The 15140-nt window shown below is 66.7% G+C and carries 16 protein-coding genes; 11 read left to right on the top strand and 5 right to left on the bottom strand.

The features are described from left to right. Positions 1-4 precede the first annotated feature (4 nt). Together KGM94_RS06270 and KGM94_RS06275 are read right to left on the bottom strand one after the other, a co-directional pair. Positions 5-1912, bottom strand: coding sequence for an acyl-CoA synthetase (locus tag KGM94_RS06270; protein ID WP_300256022.1), 1908 nt, complete (start codon positions 1910-1912; stop codon positions 5-7). A 159-nt stretch (positions 1913-2071) separates the two neighbouring features. Then, positions 2072-3850 carry an adenylate/guanylate cyclase domain-containing protein gene (locus tag KGM94_RS06275; protein ID WP_300256024.1) on the bottom strand — a complete coding sequence of 593 codons (1779 nt, stop codon included), beginning with the start codon at positions 3848-3850 and terminating at the stop codon, positions 2072-2074. A 178-nt stretch (positions 3851-4028) separates the two neighbouring features. On the opposite strand from KGM94_RS06275, the gene KGM94_RS06280 reads away from it, so the two are divergent. From KGM94_RS06280 to KGM94_RS06290, 3 genes are all read left to right on the top strand, one after another. Continuing rightward, on the top strand, positions 4029-4370 hold the full coding sequence (locus KGM94_RS06280) for a hypothetical protein (protein WP_300256027.1): 342 nt from the start codon (positions 4029-4031) through the stop codon (positions 4368-4370). Between the two features lie 94 nt (positions 4371-4464). Beyond that, positions 4465-6072, top strand: a complete 1608-nt coding sequence (locus KGM94_RS06285) for a lyase family protein (protein ID WP_300256029.1) — start codon at positions 4465-4467, stop codon at positions 6070-6072. Between the two features lie 226 nt (positions 6073-6298). Further along, on the top strand, positions 6299-6751 hold the full coding sequence (locus tag KGM94_RS06290; protein ID WP_300256031.1) for a DUF1801 domain-containing protein: 453 nt from the start codon (positions 6299-6301) through the stop codon (positions 6749-6751). Positions 6752-6781: 30 nt separating this feature from the next. Here KGM94_RS06290 and KGM94_RS06295 read toward each other — a convergent pair whose 3' ends face one another. Beyond that, positions 6782-7414 (bottom strand): diguanylate cyclase, encoded by a 633-nt coding sequence (locus tag KGM94_RS06295; protein WP_300256033.1) that lies wholly within the window; start codon positions 7412-7414, stop codon positions 6782-6784. A gap of 288 nt (positions 7415-7702) precedes the next feature. On the opposite strand from KGM94_RS06295, the gene murI reads away from it, so the two are divergent. The 7 genes from murI to KGM94_RS06330 all read left to right on the top strand — a co-directional run bounded on the left by murI (position 7703) and on the right by KGM94_RS06330 (position 12818). Then, the gene (gene murI, locus KGM94_RS06300; protein WP_300256035.1) at positions 7703-8500 is read left to right on the top strand and encodes a glutamate racemase; all 798 of its coding nucleotides are present in this window, start codon (positions 7703-7705) and stop codon (positions 8498-8500) included. A gap of 60 nt (positions 8501-8560) precedes the next feature. Further along, a complete protein-coding gene (locus KGM94_RS06305) occupies positions 8561-9334 on the top strand; it encodes an aldolase/citrate lyase family protein (RefSeq protein ID WP_300256036.1) in 774 nt (257 codons plus the stop codon). 229 nt (positions 9335-9563) lie between these two features. After that, positions 9564-10343 carry an acyltransferase gene (locus tag KGM94_RS06310; RefSeq protein ID WP_300256037.1) on the top strand — a complete coding sequence of 260 codons (780 nt, stop codon included), beginning with the start codon at positions 9564-9566 and terminating at the stop codon, positions 10341-10343. Between the two features lie 193 nt (positions 10344-10536). After that, complete coding sequence (gene rpsD / locus KGM94_RS06315; RefSeq protein ID WP_300256039.1) at positions 10537-11154, top strand: 30S ribosomal protein S4; 618 nt, start codon at positions 10537-10539, stop codon at positions 11152-11154. A 70-nt stretch (positions 11155-11224) separates the two neighbouring features. After that, positions 11225-11440: a hypothetical protein gene (locus KGM94_RS06320; RefSeq protein WP_300256041.1), complete on the top strand. Its 216-nt coding sequence runs from the start codon at positions 11225-11227 to the stop codon at positions 11438-11440. Continuing rightward, positions 11433-11729: a type II toxin-antitoxin system RelE/ParE family toxin gene (locus tag KGM94_RS06325; RefSeq protein WP_300256043.1), complete on the top strand. Its 297-nt coding sequence runs from the start codon at positions 11433-11435 to the stop codon at positions 11727-11729. The genes KGM94_RS06320 and KGM94_RS06325 overlap by 8 nt, the downstream gene beginning before the upstream one ends. Positions 11730-11750: 21 nt before the next feature. After that, a complete protein-coding gene (locus KGM94_RS06330; protein ID WP_300256046.1) occupies positions 11751-12818 on the top strand; it encodes a threonine aldolase family protein in 1068 nt (355 codons plus the stop codon). Between the two features lie 2 nt (positions 12819-12820). Here KGM94_RS06330 and KGM94_RS06335 read toward each other — a convergent pair whose 3' ends face one another. Together KGM94_RS06335 and grxD are read right to left on the bottom strand one after the other, a co-directional pair. Then, entirely contained in the window at positions 12821-13351 is a 531-nt protein-coding gene (locus KGM94_RS06335; protein WP_300256048.1) for an O-acetyl-ADP-ribose deacetylase, read from the bottom strand. A 9-nt stretch (positions 13352-13360) separates the two neighbouring features. Further along, on the bottom strand, positions 13361-13693 hold the full coding sequence (gene grxD, locus KGM94_RS06340) for a Grx4 family monothiol glutaredoxin (protein ID WP_300256049.1): 333 nt from the start codon (positions 13691-13693) through the stop codon (positions 13361-13363). 288 nt (positions 13694-13981) lie between these two features. Between grxD and egtB the strand changes: the two genes are divergently transcribed. Beyond that, the coding region (gene egtB, locus KGM94_RS06345; protein ID WP_300256050.1) for an ergothioneine biosynthesis protein EgtB at positions 13982-15140 on the top strand (1159 nt) is incomplete at its 3' end.

Genomic DNA, 15140 nt, shown 5'->3' on the forward strand with positions numbered 1-15140 from the left:
TCGCCTAGGCGAACACCACCTCGTGCCGCATCACGAACGGCCCGAGCAGCTTGTCGACTTCGCCCGTGACGGCATCGTGCATGTTTGCGGGCACGCCCGTGACGGTCACAGTCGCGATCGAGCCGTGGCTGCCGTGCGCGCCGACCTTCACCTTGCAGTCGATGCCCTTGCCGGCGAGCGGACTGAGCACGGCGGTGAAGACGCGCTGGGCGGCGTCCCAGCGCAGCCGCGGCTTGAACACCTTGCCGACGCCGGTGACCGGCATCGGGTCGATCGGGATCACCTGCACCGGCGCCGCGGCGCGCTCGGGGGTGCGCTCGCGCACCCAGGCCTCCAGCTCCCCCGGCTGAACGCTCGCGCCCGGCTTGAGCTGGACATAGCCGACCGGCAGTTCGCCGGCATAGGCGTCGGGCTGGCCGACCACGGCGGCAAAGCCGACGGCCGGATGCTGGAACATGATCTCCTCGATCGGCGCGGGATCGATGTTGTGGCCGCCGCGGATCACGAGGTCCTTGGCGCGGCCGGTGATCCAGAGATAGCCGTCGGCATCCAGCCGGCCGAGATCGCCGGAGTTGACCCAGATCTCGTCGACGAAAGCACCCTTGTTGTGGGCGTCGTTGAGATAGCCGTCGAACACGCCGGGGCCCGCCATGATGACGACGCCGATCTCGTCGACCGCGCAGTCGCCGAGCAGGCGGCCGTCGGCATCGAGCTTGACGATGCGCACGCGCGCGTAGGGCAGCGGCAGGCCGACCGAGCCGAGACGGATCGGCCGGTCCGGATAGGCCATGGTGTGCACGCTCGAGGTCTCGGTCATGCCGTAGACCTCGACCACCGGCAGCTTGAACTTCGCCTCGATCGCCGAGCCGACCGCGACCGGAATCGCCGAGCCGCCGCCGGCGGCGTATTTCAGGCTGGAGATGTCGGCACTCCCCGTCGGGATCGCCAGTGTCGCGGCGAGCACGGTCGGCACGCTCGACAGCGCCTCCGCCTTGAAGCGCTCGATCAGAGACCAGATGTTCTTCACCGCATTCGGATTGCGCCAGCCGGACGGCGACAGCACCACGAGACACCCACCCGCCGACAGCGTCGCCAGCGCCTGCGTCAGCGATCCCCCGACATGGAACAGCGGCATGCCGAACAGCAGATTGCCGCCGGGCTTCGCCTTCAGCAGCAGGTTGAGCGCCCAGGCCTGGTAGACCTGGTTGGCATGGGTGTGGCGCACGAGCTTTGGCGTGCCGGTGGTGCCGCCGGTGTGGAAATAGGCGGCGATGTCGCTGCCTGAAATCGTGCGGCCGCTGACCAGCCGGTCCGCGGGCTGCTGCCTGATGAGGTCGTTGAAGGCGTAAGTGCCCCTGGCCGGATCGCCGCCGCCGCCGACCTGCACGATCGCCTTGAGGTGCTTCAACTGCGGGCGGATCTGTTCGACCTTCTGCCAGATGTCGGTGCCCGGCATCGGGCCGAGCGCTACCAGGATCGTGGTCTTCGCGGCCTCGAGGATTTCGGCGATCTGGTGCGGCTCCAAGAGCGGGTTGACCGGATTGGCGATGCCGGCGGCTTCCGCGCCGAACAGCGTCACGAAGGCGTCCGGCAACAGCGGCAGCATGAAGGAAATGACGTCGTCCTTGCCCGCGCCGAGCGCGCCGAACATGTTGGCGGCCTGCGTGACGCGCGCGAAGAAGTCGCGATGCGAGATCGTCAGCGGGGTATCGGCCGGATCGGCATTCGGCAAGAACTGGATCGCCGGCGCCTCGGGATTCCTGGCAGCCCCGAGCCGGATCGCCTCATAGGTGCTGGCCGCCGCGATGCGCTCCGCATAGGGGGTGTTCTCGATGGCGCGAACGTCCGCGTCGGTGAGCAGATCCGGATAGTCGTCGCCGATAAGCCGATCGAGCGCATGAATGCCCGCCATTTCAGTCCGTCCTCCCTCGATGCCATTGCCCGCCGTCTGCCTGCTCGGGGGGCCAATCCGGCTCGCCGGATCGAGCGCGGACACAATGCGCGATGATCTTGCCGGCGTCCATTGCCGGATGCCGGCAGTCCGGCGGTATCTTGCCACGGCGGTTCTGCGCTACGCCTGCTCGCCCGTCGCGCGTTTGAGGCCGGAGAAGAAGTATTCGCAGCCCTCCGGGTTGCGATAGAGCGCGCCGACCTTGAGCCAGGCACCGCCTGGACGAATGCCGTGGCGCTCGGCGAACCCGTGAGCCTCCGCGAGCCGGCCCATATGCGCGTAGCACGCCGCCAGGAACCAGATGGTCAGCGGATAGCTCGGCAACTCGCGGAACGAGGCCTCCAGCAGCGCACACGCCTTGTCCAGCCGCCTCTGGAAGAAATGACACAGCCCCATGCCGGTCCAGTGAAAGGCCTTGCGCGCGGTGCGCGGGTCGAGCCGCAGCGAGGTCTCGAAATGCTCGATCGCGAGATCTGATTGCCCGCAGATGGTTCGCGCCCAGCCGCTCCACAGCCAGGCGAAGGTCGAGCTCGGATTGCGCTTCAGCGCGTTGTCGACGAGACCGATCACGACCTCGACGTCCTCGCCGAGATTGGTCAGCGCGCCCGCCGCCATGCCGAGCGAAGCGGAATCGTCGGGGGCGACCTCCACCGCCCGGTAGGCGTAGGCCTTGCCGCGCGCGATGTCGGATGCTGGATCCTCGCTCCAGCCGCTCATGAATTTCTGGGCATGGCCGAGCGCCAGCGCCGCGAGCGCCGGCCCGTAGCGCGGATCGCGCGCGATCGCCTGCTCGAGCAGTGCGATGCCCGTGTTGGCCGACTCGAGCGACCAGGCGCGGGAATGCGGCAGCGCGCGCAGATAGAGATCGTAGGCGGGCATGTCGTCGGTCGGCCGATCCGCCACGCGGCGGATCTCGGCGTCGAGCATCACCGGGTCGATGGCGCCCGCGACGCTGTTGGCGAACTGGTCCTGCAGCTCGAACACGTCCTGCAGCTCGCCGTCGAACTTGCCGGCCCACAGATGCGTGCCGGTCGCGGTCTCGATCAGCTGACCCGCGATGCGCAGCTTCGATCCGACCTTGCGCACGCTGCCCTCCAGCACGTAGCGCACGCCGAGCTCGCGGCCCACCTGCTTGATGTCGATCGTCTTGCCCTTGTAGGTGAAGGACGAGTTCCGCGCGATCACGAACAGCCGCTTGAAGTGCGATAACGCCGTAATGATGTCCTCCACGAGGCCGTCGGCGAAATAGTCCTGCTCGGGATCGTTGCTGAGATTCTCGAACGGCAAGACCGCGATCGACGGTTTGTCGGGCAACGCGGGGGCGTGGTCGACCTCCACGGCCGGCTCCGCGGCCGGAGCGGGATTTCGGTGGCCGAGCCTGAGCCGCCAGGCGCGCAGAAGTGGACTGATGTTCTTCAGCGCCTGCGGCCCGAGATCGTCGCAGCCGACGTCGAGCTTGTCGCGGATCTGGCCGTGGGCGACGTCCGAGATCAGGACGTCGCCGCCTTCCGCGAGACTTCTCAGCCGCACCGCGATGTTGACGTGTTCGCCGAAGATATCGTTTTCATCGAAGATGATCTCGCCGGCGTCGATGCCGATGCGGAGCTGTATCCGCCGCTCTTCGGGCACATCGCCGTACTGCGTCTTCATCCCCTGCTGCACCTCGACCGCACAGCGCGCCGCGTCGACGGTGCTGGCAAACTGCACCAGCATGGCGTCGCCCGTGGTCTTGACCAGGTAGCCGTGATGAGAGGCGATGGCGGGGTCGACCAGGGTCTTGCGCAGCGCCTTCAGCCGGGCGAGCGTGCCCTCCTCGTCGGCGCCCATCAGAGCGCCGTAACCGGCGACGTCAGCCGCCAGGACCGCCGCCAGTCGCCGTTCGAGACGCTCGCCACTCACGGGATGCCCCTGATCGGTCGGGTCAGACGCGGCATCAAAGCATGGAGCTATAGTGCAGGGCTAGGAGAATCTCGGTTGGCTGCAGACCCGGACGCCGGCACGCGTTAGGATGCCCGGCCCGGAGACCGCGCACTCACTGCGAGCTTCCGGCCGATCTCGCAACCCGGAGGAATGCGTCATGCGCAAACAGCTGCTGGCGCTCGCAGGAGCACTTTCAGGAGCACTTGGCGCCCTGACGGGCCTTGCGGATACCGCGCGCGCCGACGCGATCGACGGCGACTGGTGTCAGGCGAATGGCAGGCGCATGTCGATCCGCGGACCCGCCATCGTCACGCCCGGCGGCCAGCAGACCAGCGGCAACTACAACAGGCACTTCTTCTCCTATGTCGTGCCGGCCGGCGAGGCCGGCGCCGGCGCGACCGTCGAGATCCAACTGCTCGGCGAGGAGCTTGCGCGCGAGCGCCAGGGCGGCGATCCCGCGGTGCGCGACTGGCGGCGCTGCCCGCCGGGGATCAGCTAGCGCCGCCGTACTGGCGAAACTCCGCGCCGCGATGCTAAGCCATACGCATTCGAAAAGACGCCGCGGCGACAAGCGGCAGCGAAGGGAGAACGGCATGAGGTCCATGGTTGGCGTCGCGACGACGCTCGCTCTGTTGATGGCGCAAGGCGCGCTTGCCGCCGACACCGGGCAGCTGCCCTGCAAGAGCACGCAGGAGTGCAACGAGAGCGCCGCCAGGATCGGCGCGAAGGCCGCGGCCGGCGCACAGCTCTCGACCAGCGCGGCCGATGCCGCCGAGGACCAGTTCTACTGGGTGAACAAGATCAACAAGGCCTCGACCGTCATGCTGGTGGAGGAAGGCATCTTCGGCAGGGAGATCGGCCAGCTGATCGCCCGCGGCGTCGAGCACGCGATCCGGCAGGCGAAGGAGCCGGGGGGAAAGCGTCCCGGCGACGTGCTGCAGATCGAGAAGATCATGACCGACGAGGTCGGCCAGGAGGCTTCCGTGATCCATGCCGGCCGCAGCCGCCAGGACATCTATGCGACCTTCCGCGCCGCCAAGCTGCGCAACCAGACGCTGGATTTCGCCGGCGCACTGCTCGGACTGCGCACCAAGCTGCTGGCGAAAGCCGCCGACAATCTCGACACGCTGATCCCGGCCTACACCAATGGCGTGCAGGCGGTGCCGATCACCTACGGCCACTATCTGCTCGCCTATGAAGATTCCTTCGCGCGCGACCAGCAGCGCGTCGGCGAGGCCTACCGCCGCCTCAATCTCAGCCCGATGGGCACCGGCGTCCTGTCGGATTCGGTCTGGCCGCTGAACCGCGCCCGCCTCGCCGAGCTCCTGGGGTTCGATGGCATCGTCGTGAATTCGATGGACTCGAGCCAGGTGATCCCCTTCGACAATCAGCTCGAGGCGACCGCGATCGCGAGTTCCAGCGCCATCCGCATCGGCGCGATGATGCAGGACCTGCATACGCAATATCACCAGGTGCGGCCATGGCTCCTGCTGCAGGAGAGCTCGACCTACACGTCGAGCTCGATGCCGCAGAAGCGCAATCCGGGGCTGATCATGCAGGCGCGCATGGCGGCCTCCGACGTCGTCGGCCTCTCGGAGGCCGTGGTCTTGCGCGCCCACAACGTCACCTCGGGCATGGTCGACTACAAGTCCGAGACCGAGGATCTCGGCCTGTTCGCGCGCGGCGTCGGCATGATCGAGGCCACCGACCGGGTGTTCGATGCGCTCGTCGTCAATAAGCCGCGCGCCAGGGAGGAACTGGAAAGCGACTGGACCGCCACCATGAACCTCGCCGAATGGCTGCTGCAGGCGCATCAGATTCCGTTCCGGGTCGGGCATGGGTTCGCCTCGCAGATGGTCAGTTACGCAAGGCCGCTCGACCTCACGCCAAAGACCATTCCCTTCGACGTCGTCACCGACCTGTTCGCAAAGACGCTCGCGAAATACGAGCAGCCGGCAAAACCCTTCCCGATGAGCGAGAGCGAGTTCAGGCAGGCGATGTCGCCGGAATGGATCGTGACGCACACGAGGGGTACCGGCGGACCGCAGCCCGAAGAGACCGCGCGCATGCTGAAGACGGCGCAAGCGCGGCTCGAGGCGGACAAGGCCTGGCTCGCCGAGCGGCGCAGCAAGCTCGCGAAGGCCGACGCGGCGCTGGACAAGGCGTTTGCGGCGCTGCTGCCGGCCGACAAAGGACACTAGCGACGACCTCGGCCCTCACCGCATCCCCCTGTCGCCGGGCATCATTGCAAGGTTCCGCATGCGACAGCCACCGCCGGCGCGCGCGTTCCACTTGATTCATCCGTAACCCTGAGGTTATGCGCTTATCCCTAACCGACGAGCTATCGATCACGAAATGCCGAACACTCCCAATGCGCTGCAATGGGGCTGGCGGCCGTCCTGGCGATGGCACATGAGAACGATACCCATGAAGAGAGCGAAAACTTCCGCGAAGAAGACCGCAGCTGCAGCGGGCGGAGCGGACTCGCCCTCCCGCCTGATCGACGCGAAGATCAAAGAGCTCGGCGACTGGCGCGGCGAGATGCTCGCGCGCGTCCGGGCCGTCATCAGACAGGCCGACCCCGAAGCGGTCGAGGAATTGAAGTGGCGCGGCGTCCCCGTCTGGTCGCATGGCGGGATCATCTGCACCGGCGAGACCTACAAGAGCGTCGTCAAGATGACCTTCGCCAGGGGCGCTTCGCTCGACGATCCCTCGGGCCTCTTCAATTCGAGCCTCGAGGGCAACACGCGGCGCGCCATCGACCTGCACGAGGGCGACAAGCTCGACGAGAAGGCGCTGAAGGCGCTGGTCCGCGCCGCGGTGGATATGAACCTCGCGGCGGCAGCCGCGCGGAAGAGCGCGAAGCGCAAGGCCGGGTAAGGACGACCGGCGGGGCCAGCCTAGCTATAGCTAGGGAGCCTGGCGCGGATTCGGTGGAGAATACCTCGCACTGACGTCGATCGCCTGGTGAAGAATGAAGGCGACATTGTCGCGATCGTCGAGCACCGGGCTGTTGAGCGGCTGCCAATGTCGCTCGACGAACTTCCCGCGCTCGTCCCGCACGTCGTAGCGCTGGACCAGCATCACATGAGCCTGCCCGGTCTCGGCGACGACGCGCAACGAGGCGAACAGGTTGGCGACGCCGTCAGCAAAGGGATCGCCGGGATTGTCGGGGAAGACGTTGAATATCCGCTCGCCCGCCACCCGGCCGGCATCGACCATGGTCGCCGCCGCATAGACCTTGTTGGCCTCCACGATGTGGAGGCCCGGACCGGGATCGATCAGCAACAGCGGCTTCGCCGCCGTCTGGAACTCCGCCTGGAACTTGCGCGACAGGCTCGGAGCGGGGCCGGACGGCGCCCGATCCCGCATCGCCTGGCGCTTCGGCCTGACCCCAACCGCTGCGGCCGTCAGCGTCGCGAGCCTGCGTCTCGATGCCAGCAATTGCTCCCGAACGAAGCGTCGCGACTTCTCCGAAAGCTCCGCCTGCGCGAGAAGGCGCTCGAAATCAGCGATATTCTGCCGTTCGATGAAGCGCTGCATCCCCAATATCCGTCACCCGGTCCCACCGATGTAGCTCGGAGCACGCCGCGCGGTCCAGCGCCAGCGGTCCGACCGCTCGCCATCCCGCGAGACGGCCAGGCCCGCCACTGGCGCTGGGCGGTTCCCCGGCTCCCCTCCCTGGACCCTTTCTTTCGAGAGAGCGCAAGAGTGAGGCAAGACTCGCGTCGAGCGCGCCGGTCAGGGACCAGCCTCGCGTGCCCATGGCGCCCCCGCCGCAAAACCGCCAAAAACACCGAATGGTAACCATGTCAGGGCTAGGGTAACGACGTGACAAGCTCCCCGACGATCCTGGTGTTCGATTCCGGCCTTGGCGGGCTTACGGTGCTACGCGAGGTCGTCGCCGCGCGTCCGGACGCGCACTACGTCTACGTCGCCGACGACGCGTTCTTTCCCTACGGTCACCACGACGAGGACGAGATCATTGCCCGCGTGGTGCCGCTGATGGGCGAGCTGATCGCCGCGCACGATCCGGGCCTCGTGGTCATCGCTTGCAACACCGCCTCCACGCTGGTGCTGTCGCACCTGCGCGCCGTCTATTCGGTGCCCTTCGTCGGCACGGTGCCGGCGATCAAGCCGGCCTGCGCACAATCGAAGACGCGGCGCGTCTCGGTGCTCGGCACCAAAGGCACGGTGAAACGCGAATATACCCGCGCGCTGATCCGCGACTTCTCGCAGGGCTGCGAGGTCACGTTGGTCGGCTCGCCCGAGCTCGCCTCGCTCGCCGAGCGCGCGCTGTCGGGACAAGCGATCAGCGATCGCGACATCCTCACCGAGCTTTCGCCCTGCTTCGTCGGTGACCCCGACGATGCCGCGGCGCGCACCGACACCGTAGTGCTCGCCTGCACCCATTATCCGCTGCTGCTCGACCGGCTGAAGACGCTCGCGCCATGGCCGGTCGACTGGATCGATCCGGCGCCGGCGATCGCCCGCCGGGTATCGGACCTGCTCGGCCCGCCGGCAAGCGGTCCTGCTGAAGCCGGCGCCGAGATGATCTTCACCTCGCGCCGCACGCACGCGCTCGGGCCGGCGCTGACGCCGTTCTTCGGCGGCCGCCTGCCGGCCTGATCTTTTCGCCCGTCGCGCGCGCTGTTAGTCTTACGCCCTCGTCCCTGCCGCAGGTTCATCATGTCGACCACCCCGACACAGCTCAACCGCCTCCGGACCTTGTGGCGCGAGGGCCGCCCCGCCTTCGGCGCGATCGCGACCATCCCGAGCGTGCAGACGGTGCAGATCATGGCGCGATCGCTCGACTGGATCATCGTCGATCTCGAGCACGGACCGATCGGCCTGACCGAAGCGCATGCGATGATCGCCGCCACCACCGGCACGCCCTGCGTGCCCCTGGTGCGGATCGCGGCCAACGAACCGTGGCTGGCGAAAGCACCGATGGACATCGGCGCCTTCGGCATCAATTTTCCGATGATCACGAGTGCTGCAGAGGCCGAGAAGGCGGTGCGCAGCGTGCGCTATCCGCCGCGCGGCGACCGGCTGTGGGGCCCCTTCCACGCGCCGTTCCGCTGGGGCCAGTCGATGCCGGATTACATGGCTTCAGTCGACGACGAGATGCTCTGCATGATCACGATCGAGCACGTCGAGGCGGTGAACCGCATCGACGAGATCATGGCGACGCCGGGCATCGACATCGCCGTCATCGGGCCCGGCGATCTCGCCACCTCCATCAACAAGCGCGGCCGGATGGACGATCCCGAGCTCAAGGAGCTGGTCGCGCGCGCCGAGGCCGGCATCTTGCGCAGCGGCGTACCGATCGGCGGGGTGGCGCGCACCGCCGAGCAGGCCAACGCCCTGATCGACCGCGGCTACCGGGCGATCGCGCTCGGCTTCGACTGGTCGCTGTTCCAGCGCGGGATCCTGGCGAGTTTCGACGGCATCAGGCGGTAAGCGCTGCCTTCTATGCCTTCGACCACTGCGGCAGGCCCATCCGATGCTACGTTCGATTAGCCATATATGATATTGAAATTACGTCCATTTGGACGATCATCCGGCCCTCCTCCGGTTCGCACGGGACGAACCGACTGGCCCCAACGCAGCCGGTTCGTGCTAGATCAAGGCGGCGGGCCGGAGGTCGACTCGCCGCAGATCCTCATGAGTCCGCGGGAAGCTGGAAACGATGCGCGGTACACCCAGGAAAATCTCGCTGCCGCGCCGGCTGATCTTCGACCTCATGCACGCCTCCACTGGCGTGCCCTTCGTCTCGCTGTCGCGTCCGCTCAACATCCGTCCGCTGCTGGAGGCGCGCGCCGGGGCAAAGAACTCCGCCGGCTGGGCCGCAATCTTCGTCAAGGCGTTCGCACTGATCGCGCGGGACGAACCGATCCTGCGCACGCTCTACGCCAAATGGCCCTGGCCGACCTTCTACGAGCTGCCCAGGAGCGTGGCACTGGTGGCGATCGCCCGCGTCGAGGACGGCGAGGAATGCGTGCTGCCCCAGCGGGTCGCGGCGCCCGATGCGCTGTCGCTCGCCGAGATCGACGCCTCGATCCGGCACGCCAAGGAGGCGCCGCTGCATCAGGTGCGGATGTTCCGCAAGATCTTGCTGGCGACACGGCTGCCATGGCCGCTGCGCCGGCTGTCCTGGGCGATCGGGCTCAATTTCGGTCGGCAGCGGGGCAACTATTTCGGCAGCTATTCGGTGACGTCGGTGGCCGCCTTCGGCGGCGGCGAGCTTCATGCCATCACGCCCGGGCCGTTCATCCTGAGCTATGGGGTGGTGGAGGCCGACCAGAGCATCAACGTCGTGATCCGCTGGGACCACCGGATTACCGACGCCGCCCCGATTGCGCGGGTCTTGAGCCGGCTGGAACAGGTTTTGAACACTGAAATCGCTACCGAATTGCGCGGCGCCTGGCAGCCCGCCGAACCCAAGCCGCGCCGGGCCGTGGGGAGCTGACCTGCATTGACAGGACAGCCTGATTTCTCCTAAAAGCCGCCTGCTCGCGGGCCGTTTTCGGCCCGCGAAGCGTTTCGCGACCCGTGGCCGCATCCCTTCAAGCTTTGGGGATATGGCCTGTCGGTGCCGGGGCATCCCGGTACACAGGAGGGCGCGTTTCCTCAAACCTGAACACCTACCCAAAGAGGACGCGATGACTAAGCGCAGTGAGGCGAAGTACAAGATCGATCGCCGTATGGGCCAGAACATCTGGGGCCGCCCGAAGAGCCCCGTCAACCGCAGGGAATACGGCCCCGGCCAGCACGGCCAGCGCCGCAAGGGCAAGCTCTCCGACTTCGGCGTGCAGCTCCGCGCCAAGCAGAAGCTGAAGGGCTACTACGCCAACATCAGCGAGCGCCAGTTCCACGGCATCTATGTCGAGGCGAGCCGGCTCAAGGGCGACACCGGCGAGAACCTGATCGGCCTCTTGGAGCGCCGCCTCGACGCGGTGGTCTACCGCGCCAAGTTCGTCTCCACGATCTTCGCCGCGCGCCAGTTCATCAACCACGGCCACATCAAGGTGAACGGCCGCAAGGTCAACATCTCCTCCTACCAGGTCAAGGTCGGCGACCTCATCGAGGTCAAGGAAGCCTCCAAGCAGCTCGCCCACGTTCTGGAAGCAAGCCAGCTCCCCGAGCGCGACACGCCCGACTATCTCGAAGTCGACCACGGCAAGATGACCGCGAAGTTCGCCCGCATCCCGGGCCTCTCCGACGTGCCGTTCCCGGTGCAGATGGAGCCGCATCTGGTCGTCGAATTCTATTCGCGCTGATCGCTCGGCATTTTGCGAAATCTCGAAGGCCCCGGTTTCCGGGGCCTTTTTGCCATGATAAACTCGGCAAATGTCGCAAACGACCGACAAACCCGCTACCGTCGCGCCCTCGGCAACGCCGAGCGAGGCGGAGCTTTCCGCATGGGCGACGCTCCCCCGTGACGAGCAGGTACGCCGCTATCAGAAGCTGTTCCAGCAGCCCGACTGCAACAGATTCACGTCGGACAGTGCCGAGGACATTCTCGCCGCCGCGCGGCAGCGTGTTGTCGAACGCCGCCATGGCTGAATACCGGCTCTCGGAGCGCACCCGGGCCGACCTGATCGACAATTACGACTTCACAGAAAGCAAGTTCGGCGCGTATCAGGCCGAAGCCTACCATGCCGGGCTGGTACGTTCGTTTGAACTTCTCGCGGATTTTCTTCTCATCGGCCAGCAAGTGGACGAATTGGCGACCGGCTATCGGCGCTTCCGCTTTCAATCCCATCTGATCTTCTACACGGTGCAGCCTGGCCACGCTGAAATCCGCGCCATCGTCCATGGTGCGCAAGACATCAGGCCACAATTGTTCGACTAACCAGCTAGCGAGGCTTCGCCAATGCTCTACACTCCTCCCCCGCGCGATCCCAAGGCGCCGGCCGTGCGCATCAACCTGCTCTCGGACACGCAGACCAAGCCGACGGCCGCGATGCGCGAGGCCATGGCGCGCGCCGAGGTCGGCGACGAACAGGTCGGCGACGATCCGACCGTGAATGCGCTCTGCGAGCGGGTTGCGGACCTGCTCGGCAAGGAAGCCGCCGTGTTCATGCCCTCGGGCACCATGTGCAACGTCGCGGCGACGCTGGTGCATTGCCGGCCGGGCGACGAGATCCTGGCGCACGAGACCGCCCACATCATCGCCCGCGAGGGCGGCGCGCATGCCGCGCTCGGCGGCCTCCAGATCACGGCGCTCTCCGGCGCCGACGGGCAGTTCTCGCCGGAGACATTCAGGAAAGCCCTGCATCCGCGCAGCCGCTACCAGCCGCCGCAGACCGTCGTCAGCGTCGAGCAGACCGCCAATATCGGAGGCGGCACGATCTGGAAGAAAGCCGTGCTCGACGAGATCGTCGCGCTCGCCAGGGCCAACGGGCTCGCGACCCACATGGACGGCGCGCGGCTCCTCAACGCCACCGTCGCAACCGGGATCGCCGCGCGCGACATGGCCGCGGGCTGGGATTCGGCCTGGATCGATTTCTCGAAAGGGCTCGGCGCGCCGATCGGCGGCGCGCTGGCGGGCTCGCGCGAGTTCATCGACGCGGCGTGGCAATGGAAGCAACGCCTCGGCGGCTCGATGCGGCAGGCCGGCATTTGCGCGGCCGCCTGCCTCCACGCGCTCGACCATCACGTCGATCGCCTCGCCGACGACCACGCCAACGCGACAAAGCTGGCACGCGGGCTGTCGCAGATCGCGGGCGTCGAGGTGCAGGAGCCCGAGACCAACCTGGTGTTCTTCAAGCCCGACGGCGCCGGCGTCTCCGGCGACAGGATGGTCTCGGCGCTGCGTCAGCGCGGCGTGTTGCTCGCCATGATGGACGGCCGCATCCGCGCCTGCACCCATCTCGACGTCACTGCTGCGATGATCGAGGAGATGGTCGGCCACGTCCGCGAGATCGTGCGCGGGGCGTGACGTCAGCGACTTTGCAACGCCTCGCGATGCAGCGCCGCGCTCGCCTCGGAGAAGCAACAGAAGATCACCCGGGAGACCGAAGGCGCTGCACTCAAAGCGTCGGCCGTGGCCGCCACCGCGATCCGCGCGGCCCGGTCGGCAGGGAAACGGTAGATGCCGGTCGAGATCGCCGGGAATGCGACCGTCGTCAGACCGTGCTCCTCGCACAGCGCCACCGAACGGCGATAACAGGAGGCGAGTTGTGCGTCCTCGCCGCGGTCCCCGCCATTCCACACCGGTCCCACGGTGTGGATGACATGCGCGGCCTTCAGCCGGTAGCCGCGGGTGATCTTGGCGTCGCCGGTCTGGCAGCCGTGGAGCATCCGGCATTCGGCGACCAGCTCCGGGCCGGCCGCCCGATGGATCGCGCCATCGACGCCGCCCCCGCCAAGCAGCGACGCATTGGCCGCGTTGACGATGGCGTCAACGCGCAGAGTGGTGATGTCGGCAACGATGATTCCGAGCTGGGCGCCACCGATCCGGCGCGTCAGCATCGCGAGGCGTCAGGCCGCAGCGTTGATGGCGACGCCCTTGTCGGAGAAGAACTGCTGCAGCTCGCCGGCCTGGAACATCTCGCGGACGATGTCGCAGCCGCCGACGAACTCGCCCTTCACATAGAGCTGCGGAATCGTCGGCCAGTTGGAATAGGTCTTGATGCCGTTGCGAAGGTCGGCGGATTCGAGAACGTTGAGGCCCTTATAGCCAACCCCAAGGTGGTCGAGGATCTGGACGACCTGGCCGGAAAAGCCGCACTGCGGAAATTGCGGCGTGCCCTTCATGAACAGAACCACGTCGTTCGACTTCACTTCATTGGCGATGAATTCCTCGATGCTCATATCCGTGTCCTTCTGGGGCGGAGCCCCCTGAAAACCATTCGGGGCCCGTTCGGCCCATTTAACCCGATACCTGCCTCAATATGTAGCCCAAACTATTGGGCATCCAAAGTAAAATGGCGGCGATGCTGGCATGCAGACCAGTCGCGCCACCGGTCCGCCATGGCCTGACGACATCAATATCATACCTCGGGAGGCTTTTATCCCGTACCGGAGGACCTATTTAGGACGAACCCGTCTCTTGGAACCGAGCTGCGCCAGCGACGTTCTCTTGTCTTCCCGGAGAAAACCGTGACGAAACAAGCCTCCGCTACGGCCAGCCCGCCCCTTCGGTCACCCTTCTCCAAATCCGGCAGCCTCGCCGAGGCGTTGGTGGATGCCTTCCGCGCGGTGCGCGACGAGACCGAGCGGCGCGCGGCGCCCCTGAGCCCCGAGGACCAGCAGATCCAGTCGATGACGGACGCGAGCCCGACGAAGTGGCACCGGGCTCACACCACCTGGTTTTTCGAGCAATTCCTGCTCGGCGAGTACTGCCCGGGCTATCGGCCTTTCCACCCCGATTTCGCCTTCCTGTTCAATTCCTACTACGTCAGTGCCGGCCCCCGCCATGCCCGGCACCGCCGCGGCGACATCACGCGCCCGGGCGCCGCCGAAGTCACCGCCTATCGCCGGCATGTCGACGCGGCCATCATGAAATTCTTCCGCGAGGCCGGCGAAGACACCCTGCGTGCGATCAGCCCGCTGGTCGATGTGGGACTCAATCACGAGCAGCAGCACCAGGAGCTGATGTTCACGGACATCCTGCACGCCTTCGCGCAGAATCCGATCCTACCCGCCTACGACCCCGCCTGGCGTTTTCCGGCTTCAACCCGCTCCGGGGATGAATGGCTGACGCTGAACGAAGGCATCCACACCATCGGGCATGCCGGCGACGGCTTTCATTTCGACAATGAGAATCCCGCGCATCGCGCGCTCGTCGGCCCGGTCAGGATCGCTCGCAATCTCGTCACCAATGCCGAGTGGCTCGCCTTCATGCGGGACGGCGGCTACGAAAAGGCGACGCTCTGGTTGATGGACGGCTTTGCCACCGTCGGCAACGATGGCTGGCGCGCCCCCGGACATTGGCGCGAGATCGACGGCCAGTGGCACATGATGACGCTCGCCGGCCTCAGGCCGATCGATCCGGACGCGCCGGTCTGTCACGTCAGCTACTACGAGGCCGATGCCTACGCGCGGTGGGCGCGAAGGCATCTGCCGACCGAGACGGAATGGGAGGTTGCCGCCCGCGCCGGCCAGCTCAACGATGCGTTCGGCATCGTCTGGCAATGGACCCGCAGCGCCTACTCGCCCTATCCGGGCTATCGCGCCATCGAAGGCGCGCTCGGCGAGTACAACGGCAAGTTCATGGTCAACCAGCTCGTGCTGCGCGGCTCCTCGCTTGCAACCCCGA

Origin of the sequence: Bradyrhizobium sp., assembly GCF_028868675.1 — a bacterium.
Taxonomy (GTDB): Bacteria; Pseudomonadota; Alphaproteobacteria; order Rhizobiales; family Xanthobacteraceae; genus Bradyrhizobium.